Origin of the sequence: Pseudomonas frigoris (genome assembly GCF_047758635.1) — a bacterium.
Classification (GTDB): domain Bacteria; phylum Pseudomonadota; class Gammaproteobacteria; order Pseudomonadales; family Pseudomonadaceae; genus Aquipseudomonas; species Aquipseudomonas frigoris.
In genome coordinates this window covers 2,615,740-2,639,709 of sequence record NZ_CP180479.1, presented here as the reverse complement: position 1 = coordinate 2,639,709, position 23,970 = coordinate 2,615,740, and the positions used below count along the sequence as shown (strand labels likewise).

Annotated in this window: 27 protein-coding genes and 2 pseudogenes; 17 read left to right on the top strand and 12 right to left on the bottom strand. The window is 57.8% G+C overall.

Translation table 11 applies throughout. The features are described 5' to 3' along the window. Window positions 1–6: 6 nt before the first annotated feature. Window positions 7–1,296 (bottom strand): NAD(P)/FAD-dependent oxidoreductase, encoded by a 1,290-nt coding sequence (locus ACMXYH_RS11995; protein WP_415767187.1) that lies wholly within the window; start codon window positions 1,294–1,296, stop codon window positions 7–9. A gap of 286 nt (window positions 1,297–1,582) precedes the next feature. Here ACMXYH_RS11995 and ACMXYH_RS11990 point away from each other — a divergent pair, with 286 nt between their 5' ends. Then, a complete protein-coding gene (locus ACMXYH_RS11990; protein WP_415767186.1) occupies window positions 1,583–2,323 on the top strand; it encodes a Mut7-C RNAse domain-containing protein in 741 nt (246 codons plus the stop codon). Between the two features lie 20 nt (window positions 2,324–2,343). Here ACMXYH_RS11990 and ACMXYH_RS11985 read toward each other — a convergent pair whose 3' ends face one another. Continuing rightward, on the bottom strand, window positions 2,344–2,514 hold the full coding sequence (locus ACMXYH_RS11985) for a hypothetical protein (protein ID WP_165353210.1): 171 nt from the start codon (window positions 2,512–2,514) through the stop codon (window positions 2,344–2,346). 99 nt (window positions 2,515–2,613) lie between these two features. On the opposite strand from ACMXYH_RS11985, the gene ACMXYH_RS11980 reads away from it, so the two are divergent. Together ACMXYH_RS11980 and chrA are read left to right on the top strand one after the other, a co-directional pair. Continuing rightward, the gene (locus ACMXYH_RS11980; protein ID WP_415767185.1) at window positions 2,614–3,558 is read left to right on the top strand and encodes a chromate resistance protein ChrB domain-containing protein; all 945 of its coding nucleotides are present in this window, start codon (window positions 2,614–2,616) and stop codon (window positions 3,556–3,558) included. Beyond that, window positions 3,551–4,909 carry a chromate efflux transporter gene (chrA, locus tag ACMXYH_RS11975; protein ID WP_415767184.1) on the top strand — a complete coding sequence of 453 codons (1,359 nt, stop codon included), beginning with the start codon at window positions 3,551–3,553 and terminating at the stop codon, window positions 4,907–4,909. The genes ACMXYH_RS11980 and chrA overlap by 8 nt, the downstream gene beginning before the upstream one ends. A 194-nt stretch (window positions 4,910–5,103) precedes the next feature. Here chrA and ACMXYH_RS11970 read toward each other — a convergent pair whose 3' ends face one another. Both ACMXYH_RS11970 and ACMXYH_RS11965 read right to left on the bottom strand, forming a co-directional pair. Next, a complete protein-coding gene (locus tag ACMXYH_RS11970) occupies window positions 5,104–5,610 on the bottom strand; it encodes a hypothetical protein (RefSeq protein WP_415767183.1) in 507 nt (168 codons plus the stop codon). Window positions 5,611–5,702: 92 nt separating this feature from the next. Beyond that, window positions 5,703–6,386 (bottom strand): winged helix-turn-helix transcriptional regulator, encoded by a 684-nt coding sequence (locus tag ACMXYH_RS11965; protein ID WP_283180784.1) that lies wholly within the window; start codon window positions 6,384–6,386, stop codon window positions 5,703–5,705. Between the two features lie 103 nt (window positions 6,387–6,489). On the opposite strand from ACMXYH_RS11965, the gene ACMXYH_RS11960 reads away from it, so the two are divergent. Together ACMXYH_RS11960 and ACMXYH_RS11955 are read left to right on the top strand one after the other, a co-directional pair. Beyond that, window positions 6,490–7,431 carry a carbon-nitrogen hydrolase family protein gene (locus tag ACMXYH_RS11960; protein WP_415767182.1) on the top strand — a complete coding sequence of 314 codons (942 nt, stop codon included), beginning with the start codon at window positions 6,490–6,492 and terminating at the stop codon, window positions 7,429–7,431. A 42-nt stretch (window positions 7,432–7,473) separates the two neighbouring features. Next, window positions 7,474–7,908 (top strand): GFA family protein, encoded by a 435-nt coding sequence (locus tag ACMXYH_RS11955; RefSeq protein WP_415767181.1) that lies wholly within the window; start codon window positions 7,474–7,476, stop codon window positions 7,906–7,908. Window positions 7,909–8,007: 99 nt separating this feature from the next. On the opposite strand, the gene ACMXYH_RS11950 is transcribed toward ACMXYH_RS11955, so the two are convergent. Together ACMXYH_RS11950 and ACMXYH_RS11945 are read right to left on the bottom strand one after the other, a co-directional pair. Then, window positions 8,008–8,478, bottom strand: coding sequence for an anti-virulence regulator CigR family protein (locus ACMXYH_RS11950; protein WP_134418614.1), 471 nt, complete (start codon window positions 8,476–8,478; stop codon window positions 8,008–8,010). A gap of 235 nt (window positions 8,479–8,713) precedes the next feature. Beyond that, on the bottom strand, window positions 8,714–9,022 hold the full coding sequence (locus ACMXYH_RS11945) for a hypothetical protein (RefSeq protein WP_415767180.1): 309 nt from the start codon (window positions 9,020–9,022) through the stop codon (window positions 8,714–8,716). Between the two features lie 100 nt (window positions 9,023–9,122). Here ACMXYH_RS11945 and ACMXYH_RS11940 point away from each other — a divergent pair, with 100 nt between their 5' ends. The 4 genes from ACMXYH_RS11940 (at window position 9,123) to ACMXYH_RS11925 (ending at window position 13,110) form a co-directional block, all read left to right on the top strand. Continuing rightward, complete coding sequence (locus ACMXYH_RS11940) at window positions 9,123–10,244, top strand: methyl-accepting chemotaxis protein (RefSeq protein ID WP_415767179.1); 1,122 nt, start codon at window positions 9,123–9,125, stop codon at window positions 10,242–10,244. A gap of 534 nt (window positions 10,245–10,778) precedes the next feature. Continuing rightward, on the top strand, window positions 10,779–11,588 hold the full coding sequence (locus tag ACMXYH_RS11935) for a glycosyltransferase family 2 protein (protein WP_134418615.1): 810 nt from the start codon (window positions 10,779–10,781) through the stop codon (window positions 11,586–11,588). 83 nt (window positions 11,589–11,671) lie between these two features. After that, on the top strand, window positions 11,672–12,475 hold the full coding sequence (locus ACMXYH_RS11930; RefSeq protein ID WP_415767178.1) for a 2OG-Fe(II) oxygenase: 804 nt from the start codon (window positions 11,672–11,674) through the stop codon (window positions 12,473–12,475). Window positions 12,476–12,624: 149 nt separating this feature from the next. Further along, a complete protein-coding gene (locus ACMXYH_RS11925; RefSeq protein WP_415767177.1) occupies window positions 12,625–13,110 on the top strand; it encodes a GNAT family N-acetyltransferase in 486 nt (161 codons plus the stop codon). Between the two features lie 45 nt (window positions 13,111–13,155). Here ACMXYH_RS11925 and ACMXYH_RS11920 read toward each other — a convergent pair whose 3' ends face one another. Next, entirely contained in the window at window positions 13,156–13,464 is a 309-nt protein-coding gene (locus tag ACMXYH_RS11920) for a panthothenate synthetase (protein WP_134418617.1), read from the bottom strand. Between the two features lie 241 nt (window positions 13,465–13,705). Between ACMXYH_RS11920 and ACMXYH_RS11915 the strand changes: the two genes are divergently transcribed. From ACMXYH_RS11915 to phnE (ACMXYH_RS11900), 4 genes are read left to right on the top strand one after another with little or no spacing between them, the layout of a single operon-like run. Further along, window positions 13,706–14,557, top strand: coding sequence for a putative selenate ABC transporter substrate-binding protein (locus tag ACMXYH_RS11915; protein WP_129436820.1), 852 nt, complete (start codon window positions 13,706–13,708; stop codon window positions 14,555–14,557). After that, window positions 14,554–15,351, top strand: a complete 798-nt coding sequence (locus ACMXYH_RS11910; protein WP_415767176.1) for a phosphonate ABC transporter ATP-binding protein — start codon at window positions 14,554–14,556, stop codon at window positions 15,349–15,351. Before ACMXYH_RS11915 ends, ACMXYH_RS11910 begins: the two co-directional genes overlap by 4 nt. After that, window positions 15,345–16,172 carry a phosphonate ABC transporter, permease protein PhnE gene (gene phnE, locus ACMXYH_RS11905; RefSeq protein WP_415767175.1) on the top strand — a complete coding sequence of 276 codons (828 nt, stop codon included), beginning with the start codon at window positions 15,345–15,347 and terminating at the stop codon, window positions 16,170–16,172. The genes ACMXYH_RS11910 and phnE (ACMXYH_RS11905) overlap by 7 nt, the downstream gene beginning before the upstream one ends. After that, a complete protein-coding gene (gene phnE, locus ACMXYH_RS11900; protein WP_415767174.1) occupies window positions 16,169–16,936 on the top strand; it encodes a phosphonate ABC transporter, permease protein PhnE in 768 nt (255 codons plus the stop codon). Before phnE (ACMXYH_RS11905) ends, phnE (ACMXYH_RS11900) begins: the two co-directional genes overlap by 4 nt. Window positions 16,937–16,962: 26 nt before the next feature. Here phnE (ACMXYH_RS11900) and ACMXYH_RS11895 read toward each other — a convergent pair. Then, window positions 16,963–17,247: pseudogene (locus ACMXYH_RS11895) on the bottom strand (hypothetical protein); the annotation flags it as partial. On the opposite strand from ACMXYH_RS11895, the gene ACMXYH_RS11890 reads away from it, so the two are divergent. The 3 genes and pseudogenes from ACMXYH_RS11890 (at window position 17,194) to ACMXYH_RS11880 (ending at window position 18,603) form a co-directional block, all read left to right on the top strand. Next, window positions 17,194–18,084 carry a LysR substrate-binding domain-containing protein gene (locus ACMXYH_RS11890; RefSeq protein WP_415767679.1) on the top strand — a complete coding sequence of 297 codons (891 nt, stop codon included), beginning with the start codon at window positions 17,194–17,196 and terminating at the stop codon, window positions 18,082–18,084. The pseudogene ACMXYH_RS11895 and the gene ACMXYH_RS11890 sit on opposite strands and share 54 nt — an antisense overlap. Before the next feature lie 148 nt (window positions 18,085–18,232). Further along, window positions 18,233–18,310, top strand: a pseudogene (locus ACMXYH_RS11885) (PaaI family thioesterase); the annotation flags it as partial. A gap of 74 nt (window positions 18,311–18,384) precedes the next feature. After that, window positions 18,385–18,603, top strand: a complete 219-nt coding sequence (locus ACMXYH_RS11880; protein WP_134418621.1) for a hypothetical protein — start codon at window positions 18,385–18,387, stop codon at window positions 18,601–18,603. Window positions 18,604–19,028: 425 nt separating this feature from the next. Here ACMXYH_RS11880 and ACMXYH_RS11875 read toward each other — a convergent pair whose 3' ends face one another. Beyond that, window positions 19,029–19,304 (bottom strand): LysE family translocator, encoded by a 276-nt coding sequence (locus ACMXYH_RS11875; protein WP_415767173.1) that lies wholly within the window; start codon window positions 19,302–19,304, stop codon window positions 19,029–19,031. A 37-nt stretch (window positions 19,305–19,341) separates the two neighbouring features. Then, window positions 19,342–20,430, bottom strand: coding sequence for a DUF3616 domain-containing protein (locus ACMXYH_RS11870; protein WP_415767172.1), 1,089 nt, complete (start codon window positions 20,428–20,430; stop codon window positions 19,342–19,344). Window positions 20,431–20,777: 347 nt separating this feature from the next. Here ACMXYH_RS11870 and ACMXYH_RS11865 point away from each other — a divergent pair, with 347 nt between their 5' ends. Next, on the top strand, window positions 20,778–21,446 hold the full coding sequence (locus tag ACMXYH_RS11865; protein WP_129436826.1) for a polysaccharide lyase family 7 protein: 669 nt from the start codon (window positions 20,778–20,780) through the stop codon (window positions 21,444–21,446). Window positions 21,447–22,014: 568 nt separating this feature from the next. Here the strand turns inward: ACMXYH_RS11865 and ACMXYH_RS11860 are convergent. Both ACMXYH_RS11860 and ACMXYH_RS11855 read right to left on the bottom strand, forming a co-directional pair. Next, window positions 22,015–22,842, bottom strand: coding sequence for a transposase (locus ACMXYH_RS11860; protein WP_415767171.1), 828 nt, complete (start codon window positions 22,840–22,842; stop codon window positions 22,015–22,017). 25 nt (window positions 22,843–22,867) lie between these two features. Then, window positions 22,868–23,956, bottom strand: coding sequence for a hypothetical protein (locus tag ACMXYH_RS11855; RefSeq protein WP_415767170.1), 1,089 nt, complete (start codon window positions 23,954–23,956; stop codon window positions 22,868–22,870). Window positions 23,957–23,970 lie beyond the last annotated feature (14 nt).

Sequence of the window (23,970 nt, the reverse complement as noted above, 5' to 3'; positions counted from 1 at the left end):
AAGCACTTACTTGTTAAGGCGCAGAGCGTCGAAAGCATCTCGCGCTTCGCATGCGGTATAGGTCATTTGCGCGGCGACCAGACCGGCCAGACCAAAAGTACGGGTCAACCCGAATTTGCGGAAACCGTCGGGAATAGGAATGGACTTGGCGATAGCATCAGCCAGAACTTCGCCTGCCACCGTCGTGGGCGCCATGCCATGACCACCAAAACCAACGGCGTGCCAGACGCCTGCTTCATCTTGGCCAATCTGGGCCATTTGATGCCGGCCATAGCTCATCAAGCCGCCCCAGGAATATTGGATTTCTACACCTTCCAGCTGGGGATATACGGCTAAAAGATCTTTTTTGAGCAGACTGGCGATCGCTTCCGGGCTCCGATTGAGCACCGAAATCCGCCCTCCCCATAGAATCCTGCTGTCGCGAAGCGGCCGGTAGTAATCAAACGCGAACCGCGTGTCGTAGACCGCTGATTCACAGTCAATAACTTCTTTCAAGCGAGCCCCGAGGGGTTCGGTTGCTACGACATAGGTGGCAATGGGTAATACAGCACGCTCGACCGGGCGATAGACGCCGCGTGCGTATCCGCCACAGGAAAAGATGACATGCTCGGCATGCACTTCCCCGCCATCGGTTTGCACAACATATTGCTTTCCACGCTTCTCGATGTTCAGGGCGGATGATTGCTCATGGATACGCACACCGAATTCAGCCACCGTGCGAGCAATGCCGTACACGTACTTGAGAGGATGAAAGTGGAAAGCATTACGCTCCAGCAGGCCGCCGAAATAGCGCTCAGTCTTGAGCATCTCTTTTAACTGGCCTGGCGGTATGTATTCCCAATCAACCCCGTAGACGTCACTCATGAGTTTTCGCGGTGTTTCAAGTCTTGACGGGGCGTTGAACCAATTAGCGAGAATCACACCCTTGTCAGCCAGGTCACAATCGATACCGTATTGTTTGACACGATTACGGATCAACTCAACGGCATCCAACGTTAGCCTGTAAAGGCGTTGCGCCTCTTGAACGCCAAGGGTGGCGAGAAGGTCAGCGTTTCCCAGGCTGTAGCCTCCGAAGACGAAGCCGCCATTACGACCCGAGGCACCATGACCGAGGCTATGAGACTCCAGAACAACGACGTCATTGATACCACGCTCCGCCAACCCGAGTGCGGTCGATAGGCCTGCCAGCCCACCACCGAGGATGCACACTTTAGTATCTACACGACCCGATTGAGCGGGATAGGTGGTGATGTCGGCCGTGGTTTCATAAAAGGTTTGCTGGTAATTAGTGCTCATAAATTCATGTGGCCTCGACGGCGTTTTTATTCAATCGCCTAGTTGCAATAGAAAGTCCTGGACGTAGGGCACGACCGACATTCCGGCGTGGGCGGTGTTGGGAACAATGTCTTGTTGAACACGAATGTCATAGGCCTCAAGGTTGCGTGGTGCACCGATAGAAACGGAGCGTAGACGTTCGGGGTGCAGGTAGTAAAATCGGTTGGCAAATCGTAGTTTGGAGCCTGCCGGAGAAGATGTCCGGACTAGACTCGCTCATCCTTGCAGCCCTGCCATACTGTTCAACATGACCAGAGCAACCTTCCGCTTCTACGAGGAGCTCAACGATTTCCTGCCGGCCGAACGGCGGCGGCAGTCCTTCACTTGTGAGTGCGCGCGAGCGGCGACGGTCAAGCACATGATCGAGGCGCTCGGGATACCGCACACCGAGGTCGAGCTGGTGCTGCTCAACGGCGAGTCGGTGGGCTTCGAGCGGGTGATTTTCGACGGTGACCGACTGGCGGTGTATCCCAAGTTCGAAGCGCTGGACATCAGCCCGCTGCTCAAGGTTCGTGCGCAACCTTTACGGGTGCTGCGCTTCGTCGCTGATGCGCACCTTGGCGGGCTGGCCAACCTGCTGCGCATGAGCGGCTTCGACACCCTCTACGACAATGGCTTCGAGGATGGCGAGATCGCCGAGATCGCTGCGCAACAAGGACGCATCGTGCTAACCCGTGACCGCGAACTGCTCAAGCGCCGGATTATCAGCCACGGCTGTTACGTGCATGCCCTGAAACCTTCGCTGCAGCTGCGCGAATTGTACGAGCGCCTCGACCTGGCGCGTAGCGCGCGGCCATTCAGTCTGTGCCTTCATTGCAACCTGCCGCTGCACGAGATCAGCCCGGAACTGGCCCGGTCGCAGGTGCCGCCACGCGTAGGCATCCTCTATTCGCACTTCTTGCGCTGCGACGCCTGCCAGCGGGTTTACTGGGAGGGTTCGCACTGGCGCGGCATGTGTGCACTGCTGGCACCTCTGCTGGACCGATAGCCGAGCGCATCGGCCCGCCTCTACGACTTGAAGCGCCCCACCAGCCCGTTCAGTTCATTCGAGAGGTGCGAAAGCCGGCCTGAGTCTTCTTGCGCAGAGCTGGCCAGGCTTTCGACCAGCCGCGCCTCGTCGTAGATCTGCTGGATATGCCGATTGATCTCTTCGGCCACACTAAATAAATCGGTCCCCATTTAATACACCGCCAAAATCCCAGATTTTAAGGATGGCTTTCCAAACGCCAAAACCACAGTTAATGTAATAACAACTACAAAATAAATAGCGCCAACTACATGAAAACCTGGCTGACACTGATTCTCGCGTTACCCACCGCGAATGCCACCGAGCGCATGCGAGCCTGGCGTGCCCTGAAAGCCTCAGGTGCGGCGGTTTTGCGCGATGGTGCCTATCTGTTGCCTGATACTGGTGTCTGTCGTGAAGCTCTGGCGTCTGTCGAGCGCGACATCCTTTCTATCAACGGCACTGTTTACATCCTGCCCGTGGTCGATCCGGAGGGTGAGCGCTTTGTCGAGTTGTTCGACCGTAGCGATGATTACTGCAAGCTACGCGCAGAGATTGAAGAGTGCCGTGGGCAGCTCAAGCCTGAAAACGCATTGGCCACCACCAAACAAATTCGCAAGCTGCGCAAAAACTACGATCAGCTCACCCACATCGATTATTTCCCAGGCAAGCCCAAGGAGCAGATGGATTCAGCCTTGCAGGAGCTTGAGACGGCTGCTAGCAGAGCGTTGTCTGCGGATGAACCCCATAGCCGCGACGAGCCCATAACGGCAGTCAACCGTGGTGATTATCAAAGTCGTGTCTGGGCAACACGTAAGCGTCCGTGGGTTGATCGTCTGGCTTGTGCCTGGTTGATTCGGCGCTTCATTGATCCTCAAGCTCAGATCCTCTGGCTGAATACTCCACATGACTGTCCGGCAGACGCGCTGGGCTTCGACTTCGATGATGCGACCTTCAGTCATGTCGGCAATCGCGTGACCTTCGAAACCCTGCAAGCCAGTTTTGAGCTTCAAGAACCCGGCCTGAACCGCATTGCGGCCTTGGTGCACTACCTCGATATCGGCGGTATTCAGCCTTTGGAGGCTGCCGGCATCGAGCGCGTGCTGGCAGGACTGCGCGAAACCATTACCCATGACGACCACTTGCTGGCTGCTGCCAGCGCCATCTTCGACGGCCTGCTCGCCGAGTTTGTGAAAGAGGAACAACCCAATGAGTAAGGTGCGGGCATCAACGGCTGGAGAGGATCTATTGAGGCCGGAGGCCATCAGCTTGCGTGAAGCATTCTGGTTCTGGTTGAAGCTCGGCTTCATCAGTTTCGGCGGGCCAGCAGGACAGATTTCGATCATGCACCAGGAACTGGTGGAACGTCGGCGCTGGATCTCCGAACGACGCTTTCTCCATGCGCTCAACTATTGCATGTTGCTGCCTGGGCCAGAGGCTCAGCAATTGGCGACCTACATCGGCTGGCTGATGCATCGGACCTGGGGCGGAGTGATCGCCGGAGTGCTGTTTGTGCTGCCCTCACTGTTCATCCTGATCGCTTTATCGTGGATGTACATCGCGTTCGGCGAAATGCCTGTGGTGGCCGGCCTCTTCTATGGGATCAAGCCTGCCGTGACGGCCATCGTGGTGCAGGCGGCACACAGGATCGGCTCTAGGGCGCTGAAGAATAATTGGCTGTGGGCGATAGCAGCCGCTTCATTTGCCGCGATCTTCGCGTTCAATGTTCCTTTCCCGCTGATCGTATTGGGGGCAGCGTTAATCGGCTATATCGGAGGGCGTCTGGCGCCTGAGAAGTTCAGAACCGGGGGCCATAGCGCCGCCAAAAAATCCTTCGGCCCGGCCTTGATCGATGACGACACCCCGTCCCCCGAACATGCCCGGTTCAGCTGGATGAAACTGGCGCTGCTGGCCCTCATCGGCGCAGCGCTGTGGGTGTTGCCGATGGGAATCCTGACCGCGCTTTTTGGCTGGGAAGGTACCTTGACCCAGATGGGCTGGTTCTTTACCAAGGCCGCGTTGCTGACTTTTGGCGGGGCCTATGCCGTCCTCCCGTATGTCTATCAAGGTGCGGTCGGTCACTATGGCTGGCTTACCCCGACCCAGATGATCGACGGTTTGGCACTGGGAGAAACCACACCAGGGCCGCTGATCATGGTAGTGGCCTTCGTCGGCTTTGTTGGAGCGTACGTCTCACAAGTGTTCGGCGCCGATCATGTATTTCTGGCCGGCGCTGTCGCAGCCACCCTGGTGACATGGTTCACCTTCCTGCCCTCGTTCCTGTTCATCCTTGCCGGCGGCCCACTGGTGGAATCGACTCACAACGAACTCAAATTCACCGCACCGCTTACCGCAATCACAGCGGCGGTGGTGGGAGTGATCCTCAATCTGGCATGTTTTTTCGGCTATCACGTGCTGTGGCCGCGGGGCTTCAGCGGCAACCTCGACTGGCCTTCTGCGCTGATCGCCATTTTGGCGGCAATTGCCTTGTTCCGCTTCAAACGGGGCGTCATTCAGGTGCTGATGGCTTGCGCGCTTGTCGGCTTGGCGGTGCATCTGCTGCGCTAGAAAGCACAGGTGAGGGACGAAGCAAAATGCGAGGTGATCCGTTTGGCTTACCTCGGAAATCACTCCTTGTGACTTGTTGGATGTGATCGGCCGACGCTTACGGGTTCAAGCAGCGGAACAAACGAAAACGGGCGCCTTGTCGGGCGCCCGTTTTGTTGAGTCTGTTGTACTTCCCTATCAGCCGTTATGGCTGATCAGTGCGATTTTTTCGAAACCGATGTCCCGGCTTTGCTCAACCCTTTCGTGTTGTGATCGCCTGGCGTTGAGGTCGAGATTGCACTGGCTTTGGCTACGCCGCGAGTGTCTTTGGAATGGGCGATGCCTGAAGTCGTTGGGCCATGACCGCGATCACTATTGCGTTCACTGCCGTAGTGGTTTCCGCTTTCACCATGGTCGCGAACAGCCTTACCGGCGTGATCGCTGGCCAGTCCATTGCCGCGGCCGTTACTGTTAGCGCCGCCGGAGTGATCTGAACCACTGTGACCGCCGCCTATACCGCCGCCCTGGCCACCGCCATTACCTCCCCCATTACCACCGCCATTACCGCCACCGCCACCGCCACCACCACCACCACCACCACCACCACCGTCTTTCGCATAGGCAGAGTTCATGATGGACAGGTCAGCAGGGAGTAATGGGGCGGCCGCAAGCATCAGGGCGCAGGACATTACAGCAACGAGACTCTTATTCTTTAAAAGCATGATTGCTTCCGTAGGGTTGGTTGATATCGCGAGTCTTAGGACGCATTAAGCCCCAGACAGTTCAAGTCCTGCGACGGATGGAGCTGCCAGCGCTAGCGTGCAGCGCTCCGGGTACCCGCGAACGCGCTTGTGCCAAGCCATCGCCACAAGCTTTCCGCATCTTTCACCGCGCCATCTACACGCAGCTCTCGCGACTGCAGAACCTCCCGCGGTGTGCGGTCGCCCGTCCACACCTCGGTCAACGCCCGCACGCTGGAGTCCACGACGAGCGTCAGTTCGCGGCCGGGATCGTCGCGGCACAGGTCTGCCACACCCTGTTCAACCACGAGCCACCACGCTTGCTCGCCGGGCCGCGCGTCGCGGAATTTGAAGTGGATGACCACCGGTCGGGACGGGAATGTCTCGACGCGCACGAACCGGCGCACGTCCCACATGAGCAGGCCCGCGTCGAGTTCGTCATCGCGAAGGCGACTGCCGATCCAGCGCGCGCCCCAATGACCCAGCGCCATGATGATGGGGCGCAATTCCTCCCCCGCCTTGGTCAGGCTGTACTCCCAGACTTTGCCTGTGGCCGTGCGGTGCACGACGCCGATTTCTTCCAAATGGCGCAGACGTTGTGCCAGCAGGTTGGTGGACATCCGTGGAACGCCGCGGTGCAGTTCATTGAAGCGCTTGCTGCCGCACAGCAACTCGCGCACGACCAAAGGTGTCCAGCGCTCGCACAGGGCTTCAGCACCGCGCGCGACCGTGCAGAACTGACCGTAGCTTTCGTCCATTGCTTTGGCTCCGCAATTACAACGCTTCAGATTCTGAACTAGCCCCGCCACTTCGCCACGCGCACGCTGAAACCTCGAAAGCCAAATACCAAAGGAGCACGCCATGACCAAGGTCGCCATCATTCAGCGTCCGCCCGTGCTGCTCGATCGCAGCGCGACAATCGCCCGGGCCGTGCAATCGGTCGCCGAGGCAGCGACGGCGGGAGCCTCGCTGATCGTTTTGCCCGAATCGTACATTCCCGGTTACCCGTCCTGGATCTGGCGGCTGGCGGCGGGAAAGGACGGGGCTGTCATGGGCCAGTTGCACACGCGGCTGCTGGCCAACGCCGTCGATATCGCGAACGGTGACCTGAGCCAATTGTGCGAGGCCGCCAGGGTGCATGCGGTGACGATCGTGTGCGGCATCAATGAATGCGACCGGCGCAATGGTGGCGGCACGCTCTACAACAGCGTAGTCGTTATCGGCACGAACGGCGCAGTGCTCAACCGACACCGCAAGCTGATGCCAACCAATCCCGAGCGCATGGTGCATGGCTTCGGTGATGCCTGCGGGTTGCGCACGGTCGATACACCCGTCGGCCGCGTGGGCACGCTCATCTGCTGGGAAAACTACATGCCGCTGGCACGCTATTCTCTGTATGCCCAAGGGGTGGAAATCTACGTCGCCCCCACGTACGACTGTGGCGATGGCTGGATCAGCACGATGCGTCACATTGCGCTCGAAGGCCGCTGTTGGGTGCTCGGCAGCGGCACCGTGCTGCGCGGAAGTGACATCCCCGACGACTTCCCGGCGCGTGCGCAACTGTTTCCCGATCCGGACGAATGGATCAACGACGGCGACTCGGTGGTGGTCAGTCCTCAAGGCCGGATCGTGGCCGGTCCATTACACCGAGAGGCAGGCATTCTGTATGCGGACATCGACGTCACACTCGTGGCGCCAGCGCGGCGGGCGCTCGACGTCACCGGGCATTACGCGCGCCCTGACATTTTCGAACTGCAGGTGCGGCGCACGCCAGCGACAGCGGTGCGCTACATCGACGAATGAAGGCCGGCGGTATCACCTGACAATTGATCAAGGAGTCATACCATGAGCATTGAACGGTCTTACAAGGGCAGTTGTTTTTGCGGCGCAGTCGAGTTCACGGTCAGCGGCGAGCCGGCCGCGATGGGCTATTGCCATTGCGAGTCGTGTCGGCATTGGTCTTCCGGACCGGTCAATGCCTTCACACTGTGGAAACCCGAGGCGGTGCAAGTGACTCGGGGGGCTGACAATATCGGCACCTACAACAAGACACCGCAGAGTTTCCGCAAGTGGTGCAAGACTTGCGGCGGGCACATCTTCACTGAACACCCGGGGATGGGGCTGATCGATGTATATGCCGCGGTCATCCCGGATCTCGCATACTCGCCAGGCGTTCACGTCCACTATCAGGAGACCGTGCTGCGCATCAAGGATGGATTGCCCAAGCTGAAGGACGTCCCCAACGAATTAGGGGGATCGGGTATCAGCGTGGACGAATAGTGCGGGATACGCCGGTTGCCACCTGTTCGGCAGCAACTCGGCAATTTCATAGGCAGCCGCGTCAGAACAGCCTTCAAATGGGCATATGGATCATGCCCATTAATCAAAAGCACCGTTGAGCACTTCGTAGATGAGCCCGGTTGCCAGCGCGACCAATATCAAGTCGGTGCCAACTTGCTGCCATTCATACCCATCATAATTAGGCAGCCTGCCGATCAACCGTCCGTCCAGTTTTTTGGCAATCCCGGGTGGGAGCGGCTTGCCTCGCGCGAGGTTCTTTTGGATGCCGGGTGGCAATGCAGGTCCGGGGCTCCAGTAGTCCCGATACCCGCCAATAATCCCGAGAACGCTGCCGCGATTGATACTTGGGCCATTATCCCAATCGCCGCCCCCGGAGTTTTTGCCTTTGCCTCCCTGACCTCCCTGGTTGCCATGAACCTGGCTATTTTGCGGGTTTCCCTTGCCGTTTCCCTGGCCCTTTCCATTACCAGGATCGGCCAATGCAGTCACTGGACCGGAAACCAGCGCAAGGCATGTAATTGCTGCAATCAATGAGCGAGATCTGAGCATGAGTCGTTCCTTCAGGGTGGCGGGACATCTCTCTGTAATTTAGACGCTGTCGGTGATGTGGGTTCCATTTCCTCCCATCGACACCCAAGCCCCACCGCGCGTCACTTCAGCATTACTTGCCTCTATTTCTGACATTGTTTCCCGTGTTCACCGTCGAACACGGGAGGGGTGATGGCAAACGGCTACGCTCTTCACGGTTTCTCATGTATGCCCCGACATGCCGAAATGACCTGCTTTATTCCGGCTCAATTACATGGAGTAAAAGTGAATGCTTTTGCCCCCTCGTTTTCTTGACCACTACCGCAAAGCCGACCGAATCATGCTGGGCCTGATCTGACTGATGTTCCTCTTCGCGTTGGGTCTGGCTTACTGGCACGACACGTTTATTCAGGCGTTTTTGGTGGGTGGCGGCACGAGTCAGCTGCTGACGGTGCTTTATCGCGCAATGGGCGACACGCGGTTGATGCGGTGTTGCCTGGGCATTGGTTTGATGGTCATGGCCGCGTTGCATATCAATCAGGCCGAGGGCGTCATTGAATCCCACTTTGGTATTTTCGTGTTGCTGGCGGTACTGACTTTTTATCGCGACTGGCTACCGATTCTGGTCGCCGCTGCCACGATCGCCGTTCATCACGTGGTCTTCCATGCGCTGCAACACCAAGGTTTTTCTGGTCTACGTCATGGCGCATCACGGTGGGTGGACGATGGTGTTTGTTCACGCTTTCTATGTGGTCATGGAGACGGTCGCCCTGCTCTATCTGGCCGTGCACAGTCAGGCCGAAGCGGTGGAGAGCCAGGACATGCTGGACAAGATGCTCGCGGCCACGTCCCAGCTCGCCGTCGATGCTGGCAAGGGAGACAAGGCCACGGTGCATGTTTCGCTCGCGGATCGTTTCGATCAATTCCTGATGCAGATTACCGCCCTGGTTGACGGGGTTGTTCGCGACTCTCACGGCCTGGGTGAGCTGGGCCAGGAGCTTGCCAAGGCGAGCAATACGCTGGAGAAAGGGGCCAAGCATCAGCTGACGGAAATTGCCCAGATGACGGGTTCGATGCAACGCATGGGGGACGCGATGGGGCATATTGCCGTTCACGTCGAACATGCCGTTGAACATGCCGGCCAGGCCAGCGTGCAAATTACCCGAGGACAGGAAAGTGTGAACCGCGCGCAGCAGGAAATCACTCAGTTGGCGTCGCGCCTGAAAGGCACCCACTCAACCGTGCAGGTTCTGGCGGGACAGGCGGAGCAAATCGGTACCTTCCTGGAGGTCATCAGCAGTATTGCTGAACAAACCAACCTGCTGGCCCTCAACGCCGCCGTCGAGGCCGCTCGCGCCGGCGAGCAAGGCCGAGGTTTTGCCGTTGTGGCCGATGAAGTACGCAGCCTGGCGCAGCGCACCGCCCTCTCCACGAAGGAAATCAGGACGATCATCGAGGCCTTGCAGCAAGGCAGCCGCAAAGCCGTCGAGGCCATGCATGACAGCCGTGAAGGTGTGGAGCGCTGTGTCGAAGACAGTCAGCTGGCGGCCGCGATGTTGCAGGCGGTGGGCAGCGACATCTCCCATATCGATGAACTCAATGGGCGCATTGTCACCACCACCCGCGAACAAACCACGGCAAGCCGCGAAGTGGTCGGGCGCTTGCAGTCTGTGCAGAGCATCGCGCAAAACACCGCAGACGATGGCGAAACCCTTGCCCTGAGCAGCCAGCGCTTGCCCCCCATCGCGGTTCGCCTGGATGCACTGGGCCGCACGTTTCATCAGTAAGGCTCAATGCGGAGTAACCGTTGGCGCCACGGCATCTGCATCAACGGTTGTTTTCTGTGGCACCGCCTCTGTCATCACCGCTTAGAAAATGTCCCACACAGTGCATTTCCCTCATAACCATGAAAGATAGGTCCCAGGGTCATCAGAGGGACCGATCGCAAGGCTGTCAGGACACAAAGATGTTCACTGAGCCAGTTCGGGCAGAAAGCCCCACTCCGAGTCAGAGATATCTGGCGCTCTTAAATTTGTCCATCGACAGTAATCTACGTGCCTGCGACCAGGCTGCGTGTGCGGGAGATAGCTAGCGGGACGTGTAACGAATTAAGTCACGGATGTTTACCTACAGCGCAGATCCTTATACGATGAAGTCCGCATATACTGCTCTCCATCAGGTCCGGGTAAGCTATGGTTATTATGTACAACAAAGCGGCTTAACAAATTGTGCTTTATAGTCACGCAAAATTTTGCGCAGACAAATAAGCGAAAGCTGCATATGCAATAAAATTACATGCAATATCAATGGGCGCCCGAACAATGAACAACACTAGTTTCCTGGCTGACAGTTCCAAAAACTTCAGCATAGTTATAGTCAATTACAAAACACCAGAAATCACCAAGATATGCTTAGACTTATTGCACCAGCATGTGGGTAGCCTTAGCGTCCCGATATGGGTAGTTGACAACTATTCCGCCGATGAAAGCACTGAGTATTTACGAACTCTTGACTGGATCAATTTAATCGAGCGATCTGTTTCCGAACCAGAGCCTGGGCATATCGCGCATGGCAAAGCACTTGATCTGGTTTTGGAGCGAGTTGAAACTGATTATTTATTTCTAATGCACACCGACACATTTGTTTTTGATAAAAATGTTTTTCCGATGATGCTGAATAAATGCTTGAAAAACCAAAAAACCGTAGCCGTCGGTTGTGTTGAGCAAATAAATCGCGGCACTACCAGAACACTTTGGCGCTTTAGCTCACGCCTGTTCCAACATCATTTCAGACGTATGAAAATCTCCATGGGATTACGTTCCAGAGAACCGAGACCGTACAGAGAAGTCTACTTGAAGAGCTTCTGCACATTGTGGAACTGCAAACTTATCAAACAGCACAACATGCATTTTTCGATGGATGATCGCGTGCCTGGCTACACCCTCCAAGACCGCATGACCGAGCTTGGCTATGTCGTTGAAATGTTATCGCCGCGTAAAATTTTCAGCTATCTGGATCACATCCAGGCTGGCACTGTCGCAGCGGCTGGCGGCTATGAAAAGACTCATAGACGAACCAAAATGTACAACAATATCCTTAAGCGCCTGAAGAAAGACGACAGCAAAAGTTAAGCTACGAAGAGACGCAACGAGCAGGGCGCTGGACTCTGCTTCAAGTCACCCACAAGTCTTTATATTTAGTTATTGGAGCGGTAATGGCAACCATCACTCAAGCACTACCTATGACCCTCTCCCCGGAGCTTGATTTCGACCAGAACGCCGCCAGCGCCTTGGGTTCCTCATTGACCAGTCGCTATATTCAGGCCACGCCATTTCCGCACATTGTCATCGATAATTTCCTGGATGAAGAGCTGATTGCGAGTATCTGCTCGCACTTCCCAATCGAGCCAACCAACAACGAAATGCTCTATGAGCGCGGCTATAAAGGCCAACTAAAGCGTCAAATCAGTCCCAACGAATGCCCCCCCTTTTTGAAGACTGTTTTCAACGCCTTTAACTCGGCCCCCATGTTGCAATTTCTTGAAAAGCTCACAGGCATCGAAGGTCTGATACCCGACCCCTACTTTGCTGGTGGCGGTCTGCATGAAACGAAAAGTGGTGGTTTCCTGGGGGTGCACTCGGACTTCAGGCTCAACAAAAAGCTTAATGTTGAGCGCAGACTGAATATCATCATTTATCTGAATGAAGACTGGCGAGAGGAGTACGGCGGTAACCTTGAACTTTGGGATGTCGACATGAAAACCTGTCTTAAAAAAGTCCTGCCCATTTACAATCGATGTGTCATTTTCAACACTGACAAAGACAGCAATCATGGGCATCCAGAGCCTTTAACAACGCCAGAGCACGTCACGCGCAGATCTATAGCGCTTTATTACTACACCGCAGGGACCATGGTGATCGATCCCGCACAAAGAAACAAAACCCACTACAAGCCAAGGCCCAAAGATCGTTTCAGTCTAAAGTACTACATGGGCAAACTAATCAAGAAGAAAAACTAAACTACGAAACACCCGCTGAAAGATTTAGCCAGTCTGTTGCATCGACCGGTTGAATCCACAGCCAAAAGCAGCCATTGCGCAACGACAAGGTGTTTCTTCCCTCGACATGCTTATGGGACGATAAAGTTTCGCGATCGTTAAGGAAGATCATGGACATTCGATTGACGGAAGCCAAAGACTGGATGTTTTTGAAGCAAGTCCGTCTCGCTGCGCTTTTGGACACGCCGACAGCGTTTGGTGTGAGTTACCAAACTGCCGCAAATTACAGTGACGAGCAGTGGAAAGAACGCGCCTCGTCAGCGGCCGGACCGGAATTCTGGTTGGCCATCAAGGACGATAAACCGGTGGGGATGATCGGTGCGGGAGTCAGTCAAACGAATCGCTATAACCTGATCGGAATGTGGGTTGAACCCGCTGCACGTGGTTCTGGCGTAGCGGCTCAGCTTGTTGAGGCGGTGAAATCTCGCGCGATCGGCAAAGGGCATGATCGCGTTTTTCTGGATGTCTCCCCCGACAATGCAAGAGCCTCGAACTTCTATCTAAAGCAGGGTTTCTCTTTCATCGATGAATGGGAACCTTTGGTCAGTCATCCGCATATCACGGTTCAGACCATGCTTTGGACTGTACGGACCTGACCAACAGGCGGATCGGGGCCGTCAGTACCGACCCCAAATGGCCTCTCAGCACGCCCACGTTTGCCCGAGTGTCTCCAGACCGGCCTTTTGCAGATCCTGTGCGCTCATCACGATACGGAATTTGCAGCTGGCGTTGAAGTTGAGAAAAAACGGCTCCGCCAATGCGGGGATGTCGGAGGGGTCTTGTACGTCGACCACAAAAATCCCACCACGCATGCCATCTTGCTCGGTAAAGTACGCCGCCTCCGGTTTGATGCTGTTCAGGATGCGCTCAATAACCTCGCCCACTTTCCCGGCTTTGACAAGGGAGTTGAAGGGTTCATTAGGGCACTCGACCATCAGTAACATCTTCATCAGTCAATCCTCTGTTCAACTTGCAACCCTGTAGTGTCATCAAGAATAGCGAAGCGTGAGCCAACCCTCATGCAGGGTTACGGGCGGTCATGAAACATGGCGATTTCGGGCAGCTAAAAGCGCTAACCCAAGGATCATCCTGGCCGGATCAACTTCAGGCTTTTCGCACTAACGATGGGGCCAAAAGCGGTCAATTTCACTCCATTTCGTCTACCCTCACTTTATGCACCGGAGAATTTTCATGCTCAACCGTACCCTGGCATTGGCTGTCGGCTTGACGCTGTCTTTTTGCACCCTGTTGGCGCAGGCCGCCGACACCCTGAAAGTCAGCGCGATTCCCGATGAAGCCCCGACCGAACTGCTGCGCAAGTTCAAGCCGCTTGGTGCCTATCTGGAACAGCAATTGGGCATGAAGGTCGAGTTCGTACCCGTGAGCGACTATCCGGCCGTGGTCGAGGCGCTGGCCACTGACCGGATCGATATGGCCTGGCTGGGCGGCTTCACGTTCGTGCAGGCCCGCCTGAAAACCGGCAATGCCATTCCGCTGGTACAGCGCGAACAGGACGCCCAGTTCACCAGTAAATTCATCACCGCCGACCCAGCCGTCAAATCCCTCGCCGACCTCAAGGGCAAGACCTTTGCCTTCGGCTCGGTGTCCTCCACGTCGGGTAGTCTCATGCCGCGCTATTTTATGCTGAAGGATGGCATCAAACCGGAAACGTACTTCAGTCGCGTGGGCTATTCCGGCGCCCATGACGCCACCGTCGCCTGGGTCCAGGCCGGCAAGGTAGACGCCGGGGTACTGAACGCCAGCGTGTGGGAAAAACTGGTCGCCGCCGGCAAGGTCGACACCACCAAGGTCAGAGTGTTTGCGACCACCCCGGCCTACTACGACTACAACTGGACGGTACGCGGGACCCTCGACCCGGCGTTGGCGGCCAAGATAAAGGCAGCCTTTCTGGCTCTCGATCCGGCGAAGCCGAAGGACAAGGAGATTCTGGATTTGCAGGCCGCCAGCCGATTCATCGAAACCAAACCCGAGAACTACAAGGGCATCGAGGAAGCCGCACGCGCCGCCGAACTGCTCAAATGACGTTGCATCTGACCCAGGTCAGCCTTACCCACGCCAACGGCGTCCAAGCGCTGCGTGGTGTGGACCTGCACATCGGTGCCAGCGAACAGGTCGCCATCATTGGTCCGTCCGGCGCGGGCAAGTCGAGCCTGCTCAACCTGCTGGCCACCGCCCTGCGACCGGACAACGGTGAGCTGCAGGTGCTCGGCGCGCGCGCCTGGCAGCTGTCTGCCCGTCAGCGTCAGCGTCTGCGCGCGCGCATCGGCCTGATCCATCAAGCGCCCCCGCTGCCACCGCGCCAGCGCGTGGTCACCGCGGTTCTGGCTGGAAAGCTGGGTCAGTGGGGTCTGGGCAAAAGTCTGCTGAACCTGCTGCATCCGGTGGATATTCCGGGCGCACGCGCGGCATTGGCCAGGCTCGACCTCAGCGACAAGTTGTTCGCGCATTGTCAGCAACTGTCCGGCGGACAGCTACAGCGCGTGGGCATTGCCCGCGTGTTGTATCAAGCGCCCGAGGTGTTGCTGGCCGATGAGCCGGTATCGGCCATGGACCCCGTGTTGGCCCAGCACACGCTGTCGGTGCTCTGCCGCCATGCCCGGCAGCACAACGTCACACTGGTCGCCAGCCTGCATGCGGTGGAGCTGGCCCTGGCGCACTTTTCGCGGATCATCGGCTTGCGTGACGGACAGATCCTGTTCGACCTTGCGGCCAGCGAAGTCGACCGCGAGCTGCTCGACAAGCTCTACGCCAACGAACAACTGCAATCCCCACCGATTGCTCCGGCGCCCTTGAGTGTGCAGATTCCCCGATGCTGACCCGTGATACCCGAGATCCGGCCACCCGGCCCCGCCTGCTGCTCACCTTGCTAGCCCTTGCCTTGCTGTGGCCGAGCATCCACTTCAGCGAGTTGGACCTCAGTGTGCTGGTGGCGAGCGACAGTCAGAGCGAGATGGGCCGGTTTGTCTCAGCCTTCTGGCCACCGGCCCATGGTGAGGAATTCGTTGAGCTGTTAGTGCAAGCCACCCTGCAGACCCTGGCCATCGCCACGGCCGGCATGGCCCTGGCGTTGCTGTTGGCCGTCCCCGCCAGCCTGCTGGCCAGTCGGGCTCTGTCGCTGTCTGCCGCCTCCCGTGCCGGCCACCCGGGCTATTGGGGTCAACTGCTGCGTTGGCCGGTACGCGGTTTACTGATCTTCCTGCGCAGCGTGCCGGAAATCGTCTGGGCGCTTTTGTTCGTGCGCGCCGTCGGCCTCGGCCCGACGGCCGGGGTGCTGGCCATTGCCATTACCTACAGCGGGATGTTGGGCAAGGTCTACGCGGAAATTTTCGAGTCGGTCGATCAGCGCCCGGCCCACGCGCTGCTGCAAGCTGGCAGCGGTCGGCTGGCAGCCTTTTTCTACGGGATCCTGCCCAATGTCGCCGCGGAGCTGCTGTCGTACACGGTGTACCGCTGGGAATGCGCAATCCGCGCCTCGGTGGTGATGGGCTTCGTCGGTGCCGGCGGTCTGGGCCAGCAAATGGACCTGTCGTTGCGCATGTTCGCCGGTGGTGAAGTGGCCAGTTTGTTACTGACGTTTCTTGTTCTGGTACTGCTCGCCGATCAACTCAGCCGCCTGCTGCGCTGGAGGCTGGCATGAATCGCCTGATCAACCTGGTGCTGCTCCTGTGTATCGGCGCAGCGGTGGTCGCCTCGTTTATCTACTTGAGCATCGACCTCGGCGAACTGGGTGGCAGCGGTAACCTGAAGCAGATGGGCGCATATGCGCAGCGTTTTCTCAGCCCGGACCTGAGCTCGGGCCACCTGCAAGCCATCGGCCACGGCGCCCTGGAAACCATCGCCATGTCCGCCCTTGGCACTCTGCTCGCGGCGGTATTCGGCCTGCTGTTGGCATTGCCCGCGGCCGGGCGCTTCGGCTGGCCTTTGCAGAGCGCGTCGCGTCTGGTGCTCAACGCTTTGCGCGCGGTTCCGGAACTGGTGTGGGCTGCGCTGATGGTCCTGGCCGCCGGACTCGGCCCCAATGCCGGCACCCTGGCCTTGGCCTTGCACACCACCGGCGTGCTCGGCCGGCTGTTCGCCGAAGCGCTGGAAAACACCCCACCCGAACCGGCCGAAGCCATCCGCTTGCAGGGCGGCAATGCCGTATGGGCGTTCTGCTACGGATCACTGCCCAACCTGTTGCCACAGCTACTGGCCTACATCTTGTACCGCTGGGAAAACAATATCCGCATGGCCAGTGTGCTCGGCTTCGTCGGCGCCGGTGGTTTGGGGCAAATGCTCTATGTCAGCCTCAGCCTGTTCCAGGAAGCACAAGCCAGCACAGTGATACTGGCCATGCTGTTACTGGTATTTGCCGTCGATACTTTGAGCAGCTGGAGCCGTCAACGCTGGGTCAAGGCCTGACTCATATTTATCGTCGCCTGATGAAGTCATTTCGCGGTGGCAGTCTTGAACTTGGTCCAGGTGCGCATGCGCGCCCGCATATCGGACTGGGGGATGTCCTTGCCCGGAATCAGCCGTGCGTAAGTGACCTCATCGAGGTAAATATCCGGGTTGTTGCGCGTGGTCGCATCGACGCTCGGACGTGCCTTGGCATTGGAGGTGGGGTAGCCGAGCGACAGGCACAGGTTGCCGTTCACCAGGTCGGTGACCGGCTGCGACTGGAACTTGCGGATGTACGGGCGAAGTTTCAGCAACAGTTCACCCTTCGCGGCTTTGAAGCCGCCGCCCGGCTGGGCAGTTTCCACAAGGCGGTCGCCGAGTTGCACCTCACCCAATCGGCGATCAGTCAGCAGATCCGCAGCCTTGAGGCGTACCTTGAACAACCCTTGTTCTTTCGTAATGGACGCAGCGTCAGCCTGACCGATGCCGGTCACGACCTGCTCAGCACCACCCAGGCATTGCTGCAACAACTGGCCGTCGGTATTCGCCGCCTTGGGCAATACCAGAAACCCAACCATCTGGTGCTCAACACCACCCCGGCATTCGCCCGTCACTGGCTGCTGCCACGCTTGGGGGATTTTCGCCGCGAGCATCCGGACGTTGATCTGTGGATTTTCAGTACCGATGAAGTCCCGGACATGACCACCCAGACCATCGACCTCGCAGTGCGCGATGACATCAGTTCCCAAGCCGAGTGCAGCTTCAAGGTGCTGCACGCCGACCGCCTCTATCCGGCGTGTCACCCGAACCTGTTGGCGCTGCCACGCGAACAGCGCACAACCCTTCACGGCGAGCGGGAAATGGATTGGAGTCACTGGGCGGTGGAGGCTGGCATCGATGTCGGCCAGAAAGATCAGGGGCTGAATTTCTCCGACCCCGGCCTGCTGCTGGACGCCGCGTGCGCGGGGCTCGGTATCGCCCTGGTCAGCCAGTTATTGAGTCGGCAGGCGCGCGCCCAAGGATTGTTGCAACCCTTGGTTGAGCAAACCATTCGCGGCCCGAACTGGGCCATGCTGACCCATCGTGACAGTGAGAACAATGCGCTGGCGCGAAGCTTCAGTGAGTGGCTGCTGGGTAACCTGGAAGCGGCAGACCCGATGACTGAGTGAAGCCCTCACCCCACGGTTCGCGCAGCGTGTACTTTCGCGTATCGCGAGAGTCCGATCTTGATGCCAACCAGGATGGGGGCGGCGACTACCATCGTTGCGCGTCTCCAACCTGAAGGACTGGCTGCCCATCCGACGGCCCGAGGATCTTGTGCTGACGGCTATCGGAGACTCCATTTTTGTTCGCGTAGATACCGAGCAACTGGCAGCCGTCGCTCATAGTCGGTAGGTTGCCTCCACCCAAGCACCACCCATTGGCGGTTTGGCAGGACCCGCCAGAGTTCACCATCAAGTGAGGTTCAAATGGACAGCACACCGGGGCTGGAAATCGAGGAGGCCGCCTATAACGAATTCTTCGGCCTTTGGAACCAGGGAATGTTCGAGAAGCAGCGCCTGGGTCAAGCCTTCTATAACTATTTCCGCCTGCATCGCCTCACCGACCAAGCGTCCTTGTTTGGCCTCTATGAGGCTGACGGGGAGAAAGCGTTGGTCACGATTTCACGCCTGTTTCAGATCAAGTAGCCTCTCTTTCTTAAAGGCTGGAATCGGCCGATTCTGTTGAAAAAGTCGGCCATGGTTTCCGCGGCAGAAAAGTATGCGTCCGAGATTGAAATCTTTACTCTCGGCAGAGGCATCGGGACTCAGATTTCACGTAGCAGCGTGCAAAAAAGGCGTTTTCACCAGGCAATGATCAGGTCGTTTGGGCGGACCGACTTTTTCGACAGAATCGGCCATCAGCGGTCACTGGTTGCGTCTCAAATCCGCCATCAGCAAACGTCCACCCAACCCGCACAACCCGTCATGACGCCTGCTGACGTTCTATTCAGGCGCTTCATTGCCTTCGGTGACTGGATGGCCCGCTTGATTCGCGACGCGGTAACGAGGTAAGTCAATTGGACGGTGAGATCGATCCCGATGCCGAGCGCGGTAATGAAGATGACTTCTGGCTAGGACAGAGCCGTCAGATCAAATGCATGGGGCAACACCGCGCCGAAAAATACGACGGCTTTTGGATTACTCAGAGTCAGCACGGCTCCGGCGAGAAGGCCCGCGCCTGCTGAGCGCTTTGGAGGTGCCTGCATTTGTTCGGTGTTCTTTGACCATAAGTTCCAGGCGATGAACAGGATAAAGGCAACGCCGAGCCATTTCACCGCGATGAAGACCGACTCGAACTGCTGGGTCAGTGCGGCAAGTCCGAGGGTGGCGACCAGCAGCCCAGGCAAACTGATCTACAGGCCGCGTTGATGTCGATGTGCGTGGCTAATCCAGGATGAACAGGTCCCCTTCCACATCCGTATCGCCGTGTTTACGACTCTCCGCCGCAGAGTCGTAGACGATCAGCAGAGCCTCCCCAGGCTGCTCGCCCGATTGGAACAGACACATGCCCTCAGCGTGATCGTTGCCTTGCCCGAAAGGCACCTCCAGCACCTTCTCCAATTGATCGGTGAAGACCACGCGTTCCTCGTCGGACGCGAAACCGCCGCGCCAGCGGAAGACCGTTACCGGACCGTCCTGCTCCATGGTGGGGCCCGCCAGGATCAGCAGATCGTCACCGCGGGTGCACAGGTCACGCAAGCCCAGGCCATTGAGCGCGAAGAAGTGCTTACGGTAGCGGCGCCCATCCGGACCGATCTTCTTCAGCACCAGCGTGTCAGACGAGGCGTCGTTCAACTCGGGTTCGATCTCCAACAACACGGCCCAGCCGCGTAGAACCGGTCCACGCAGCCCCAGCAGAAGGCGCGAGCCGATCACCACCAACCCTTCGATATCGAAGCCGTTGTCCTTACCCGGGATACGCAGGAAGTCGCGTAGCTGAGGATCTTCAGCAATCGCCGCGGTCAGGTCGTTACCGACTTCGTTGCCCTGCAACTGCGCCGCCGTACGTCCATCGGCATCCACTTTCCTGGCGAGTACATAGCTGTCGTTCTGCACCACAGGGATGCGGGCCAGCAGAAAGCGATTGCCGTCCGCCTCTACCGTCGACAGGCGCTTGATATTCTTCTGTGCAGAAGTGCCGGCCTCGGCCTTCTTGCGCTTCAGGCTATGGGAGCCCACCACCCAGAGGTAACCACTGTCATGGACATAGGCCAAGCCCTCGATATCGATCTCGGCGTCTTGTTTCGGTAGGGGCAAATCCAGATATTCCAGGAGTGGAAATGATTGGTGCTCGTCGCACCTTACGCCGCCGCCGGGCGTAGCATTCTGGATTTTCAGGCGTTCCAGGCTCGTGGTTTCGTCGTTCGCCACCCAGAGTGTGTCGTCAATCTGCTGAGCGACCGAAAGGCCATCGCGCAACGACGCAAACGCCGGATCAAAGCTCAACAGCGCAAAATTGCTTCGGTCGCTCATGAGCGGTCTCCTGTCTTTATGGCGCGCCGCGCCGGTTATTCAGAACCAGATTCTGCGCGTGTTCTTCGTCCAGTGCATGCACTCGTCCTGGCCGACCGGTCCACCGCTGATGGTTTGGTTCCTTCGCTGCCGCAAGCCAACCCACAATAGTTCCGTCAACTTCCAAAATAGCCGACTAACGGTTACGCCCGTGGGCACAAAGCCTGCAATAACTCCATCGACGAACATTTGACGTCAATCTACCGCCATACGAATTTCCTAATCAGCAGACCCAACTGACACAGCTCAATAGCGCAGGTTCGAGCGCAACTGTGGCCGCAACATTCTCCGCATACAGGATTCTTGACATGATCGACCTCGCCACCTGGAATTTAAGCATCCCTGAAGGCAGCCCACCGGCCACCATAGAAACGCCTCGACTGGCGCAAGGGTTCAAGGACCAGTATTTCAGTTCTGAAGCCGCTACCCTTTCCTTCTGGGCACCTGTGACCGGTTCCAGGACGGCCAACGCTATTTACCCGCGTAGCGAGTTGCGGGAAACCTATAGCGATGGAACGCTGCGCAACTGGCAGTATTCAGCGGCGGATAACACCCTGCGCGCGAGTCTGGCCGTCAATCAGGTTCCGAGCACCGGCAAGATCGTGATTGGCCAGATTCACAACAAGGACAGCAACAGCCCCATGGTGAAGCTGGAATACCAGTACAAAACGTCGACTTCGACGGGAAACATTGTCGCCAAGGTGCGCATGCGTCCCGACGATGAAGAAGGCCAGGTCATTACCATTGCGACGGGTGTGCCGCTCAACCGCGACTTTTCCTACCAGATCCACCTCAGCCCGAAGGGCGCGCTGGGCATCAGCGCAGCAGGATACAACTGGAGAACCACCATCGACCCGAGCTGGAAGACCAAACCACTGTATTTCAAAGCCGGTGCGTATGTGCAGGACAACACCGGCTATCCCAGCGAGGGTGGAAAAGTGACGTTCAGGATGCTGGAGATCCATCACAAAATTTAGTCGCTTCATTGGGTCACTACCGTCGGCACGCCGATCCGAAGGGTGAAGACTTTAGTGGATTTCCTCGTCGATCGGCTACCAAGTGACTAGCTGTCAGTGAACTCAACCGCGCAGGCCGCAGATGCCCTCGAAGCCTTTCAAAACCATTGCGTGCGCATACAGTGGGATACGCTGCTATCGCAGGCGGGTGTCGAAGGTGGCGGCACGCATCCTTACATGGTGCCATCACGTTCACTATCGCAAAAAAGGCGAGCGGGACGAGGAATGCATCAGATTGGTGGCGGAGGCTTCCCAGAGAAGAGTTATCCTGAATTATGAACGCTCTTTCCTGCGCCCGGTGCTGGATTGAGTTAACTAACCTTAAGGGGGCCGGTCGATTGCACCATTTCGCGATGGGCAGCTATCGGCCGATTGTGTTGAAAAAGTCGGTTTTTCAGGAAACGCGACACTGAACTTGGCCTTCAACAGAGAACCTATTCACCACTGTTAAGTGGCTTTTCGGTCCTTCGTTGATCGTTGCTGCTTTGTCAGTGGGTTGATTTGAGGTTTTTTGATGAAGCAGGCGCACCTATCCCGTGGCGGGTGGCCCTTGAGTTGTAAGTTTGGCCAATCGACGTAGGTTCTGTACCGCTGCCGCCAGTGTGAACTCATCGGTCGCGCCACTCATGCCACGTAGTCGCAAGCGATCCAGTTTCAAGATGCGCTTGAGGTGGGCGAACAACATTTCGACCTTCTTGCGTTCGTGACGAGTGCGCACGTATTCCGGCGCCGCCGCGATTCGACGAGCCACATCACGAGCCGCTTCATGAATGCTGCGGGCGATCTTACGAAACGCAGTATTCGGGCAGCACTTGGCTTTCATCGGACACGTCGTGCAGTCGGTTTGTCTGGATCGGAAGATGATGGTGTTGGCTTTGGTGACGTGCGAGCGCTCGGTCTTGAAGGCTCGCCATTCGCTGCGCAATGCGTTGCCGGCCGGGCAGAGATATTCCTCAGCCTCTTCATTCCATCGGAAATCGTTGCTCGAAAAGCTGTCGTTCTTGCGCTCGGTTTTGTCCCACACCGGTACATGCGGCTCGATGTCTTTTTCCTCCACCATCCAGGCCAGCATCGGCGCTGTACCGTAGGCTGTATCGCCGATGAGGCGGTCCGGCTTGATGTCGAACTGCGCTTCGACACGATGCCGGCTTGGGCGCGGCAAAAAAATCAGACTGGGTTGGGTAAGCAGCAAGTCCTTGCGATCAAGCCCCTGCAACGTGACGGTGCCTGCCTGCAGCAGGTGAATATGCCCGCGCGGGTCAGCGCCATCGTATGACGCCATTCCGCACAGCTTGCCGTAGTAAAACAGGTTTGCGCGCACGCCGAACTGCGACAACAACGTAGACAATCGGTCCATAGGCAATCTCCGGCGCTTTCGGGCATCACTGGCAGCCCCCCGTCCCAACACGGCAAAAACACGAGGCCTTAATCTCCACATCCGCCCGGGCCATGGCCAGATCAAGGCGCGTCTGGGCGGCAGCAGCTTCGGCATCCAGCCCCAGTCGTCTCAGGCATTCCGCATAGCCGTGCAAGCTCCACACATTGTCCAGATGCCAGGACGCACGGCTGAGGGTGTTGTCCAGTCCCAGATCGGCTCTATGGGCCTGCAGCGCTTCTTCTACCCTGCCCTGCTCCAAAAGCAACGCGCCCAACGCATGTCTGACCGGTTGCATCCAGCCCCATGGCTCGTCGTAAGGCAGGTTGTCGTCCAGTGACAGCGCCTGGCGCAAGTGGGCGAAGGCGTCGTCGTAATTGCCTTTACGGTACTCGATTTCCCCGCGTAGCATGCCTGCGGCAACCGCCAGAATGTCGGTGCATTTATTGTTGAAAAGGTAGCGTGTGTCCGGCACTCGGGTCCAGGCTTCGAGGAGTAGTCGCTGTTCGGCTTCTGCGGCGGCGATATACCCGGTGGCCGCATGCGCCACGCCTCTGGCGTAATGCAGCATCGCCGTGGTCACGCAGTACAGCGCCTGGTCGTTCGGCAGCGGGGTGGCGAGGATGTCCTGCCATTTGCCGAAGCGTATCTGCACGTGGACCTTCATCGACACGAAGCCTTCCAGCCAGTCGGCCATGGGCGGTTGCTCCACGCGCAGCAGTTCTTCCCTGATGGTCGACATCAGTTGATCGGCGGCTTCCAGGGCCGGTTGGTATTGCCCGAGGAACATCGCCGAATAGAGTTTGAAGTGGTAGTTGTGGCATCGATACAAGGTGTAGAAGTTGAGCGGCCCTTCCTGTTCCAGGTATTTGCTGTCGGCCAGAATCGCCCGGCTATTGGTGACCATGGCCCCACGGTAGTCACCGCAGAGCACGTCGATGTGCGACGGCATATGGCGCAAATGTCCCGCATCCGGCACCAGGTCACGCAGGACATCGCCGGCTCGCAACGCCCGCTCCGGGTAGGGCGACATTTCCAGGGTGTGGACGTACATGTGCAGCACGCCGGGGTGCGGCGCATCGCCGTGCTGCGCCATCCGCCGTAGCGCCC

Excerpts from the sequence above, each read along its gene's own strand:
- ACMXYH_RS11995 (WP_415767187.1), bottom strand. The coding sequence starts at position 1,296 with ATGAGCACTAATTACCAGCAAACCTTTTATGAAACCACGGCCGACATC.
- ACMXYH_RS11990 (WP_415767186.1), top strand. The coding sequence starts at position 1,583 with ATGACCAGAGCAACCTTCCGCTTCTACGAGGAGCTCAACGATTTCCTG.
- ACMXYH_RS11985 (WP_165353210.1), bottom strand. The coding sequence starts at position 2,514 with ATGGGGACCGATTTATTTAGTGTGGCCGAAGAGATCAATCGGCATATC.
- ACMXYH_RS11980 (WP_415767185.1), top strand. The coding sequence starts at position 2,614 with ATGAAAACCTGGCTGACACTGATTCTCGCGTTACCCACCGCGAATGCC.
- chrA (WP_415767184.1), top strand. The coding sequence starts at position 3,551 with ATGAGTAAGGTGCGGGCATCAACGGCTGGAGAGGATCTATTGAGGCCG.
- ACMXYH_RS11970 (WP_415767183.1), bottom strand. The coding sequence starts at position 5,610 with ATGCTTTTAAAGAATAAGAGTCTCGTTGCTGTAATGTCCTGCGCCCTG.
- ACMXYH_RS11965 (WP_283180784.1), bottom strand. The coding sequence starts at position 6,386 with ATGGACGAAAGCTACGGTCAGTTCTGCACGGTCGCGCGCGGTGCTGAA.
- ACMXYH_RS11960 (WP_415767182.1), top strand. The coding sequence starts at position 6,490 with ATGACCAAGGTCGCCATCATTCAGCGTCCGCCCGTGCTGCTCGATCGC.
- ACMXYH_RS11955 (WP_415767181.1), top strand. The coding sequence starts at position 7,474 with ATGAGCATTGAACGGTCTTACAAGGGCAGTTGTTTTTGCGGCGCAGTC.
- ACMXYH_RS11950 (WP_134418614.1), bottom strand. The coding sequence starts at position 8,478 with ATGCTCAGATCTCGCTCATTGATTGCAGCAATTACATGCCTTGCGCTG.
- ACMXYH_RS11940 (WP_415767179.1), top strand. The coding sequence starts at position 9,123 with ATGCGCTGCAACACCAAGGTTTTTCTGGTCTACGTCATGGCGCATCAC.
- ACMXYH_RS11935 (WP_134418615.1), top strand. The coding sequence starts at position 10,779 with ATGAACAACACTAGTTTCCTGGCTGACAGTTCCAAAAACTTCAGCATA.
- ACMXYH_RS11930 (WP_415767178.1), top strand. The coding sequence starts at position 11,672 with ATGGCAACCATCACTCAAGCACTACCTATGACCCTCTCCCCGGAGCTT.
- ACMXYH_RS11925 (WP_415767177.1), top strand. The coding sequence starts at position 12,625 with ATGGACATTCGATTGACGGAAGCCAAAGACTGGATGTTTTTGAAGCAA.
- ACMXYH_RS11920 (WP_134418617.1), bottom strand. The coding sequence starts at position 13,464 with ATGAAGATGTTACTGATGGTCGAGTGCCCTAATGAACCCTTCAACTCC.
- ACMXYH_RS11915 (WP_129436820.1), top strand. The coding sequence starts at position 13,706 with ATGCTCAACCGTACCCTGGCATTGGCTGTCGGCTTGACGCTGTCTTTT.
- ACMXYH_RS11910 (WP_415767176.1), top strand. The coding sequence starts at position 14,554 with ATGACGTTGCATCTGACCCAGGTCAGCCTTACCCACGCCAACGGCGTC.
- phnE (WP_415767175.1), top strand. The coding sequence starts at position 15,345 with ATGCTGACCCGTGATACCCGAGATCCGGCCACCCGGCCCCGCCTGCTG.
- phnE (WP_415767174.1), top strand. The coding sequence starts at position 16,169 with ATGAATCGCCTGATCAACCTGGTGCTGCTCCTGTGTATCGGCGCAGCG.
- ACMXYH_RS11880 (WP_134418621.1), top strand. The coding sequence starts at position 18,385 with ATGGACAGCACACCGGGGCTGGAAATCGAGGAGGCCGCCTATAACGAA.
- ACMXYH_RS11870 (WP_415767172.1), bottom strand. The coding sequence starts at position 20,430 with ATGAGCGACCGAAGCAATTTTGCGCTGTTGAGCTTTGATCCGGCGTTT.
- ACMXYH_RS11865 (WP_129436826.1), top strand. The coding sequence starts at position 20,778 with ATGATCGACCTCGCCACCTGGAATTTAAGCATCCCTGAAGGCAGCCCA.
- ACMXYH_RS11860 (WP_415767171.1), bottom strand. The coding sequence starts at position 22,842 with ATGGACCGATTGTCTACGTTGTTGTCGCAGTTCGGCGTGCGCGCAAAC.
- ACMXYH_RS11855 (WP_415767170.1), bottom strand. The coding sequence starts at position 23,956 with ATGGCGCAGCACGGCGATGCGCCGCACCCCGGCGTGCTGCACATGTAC.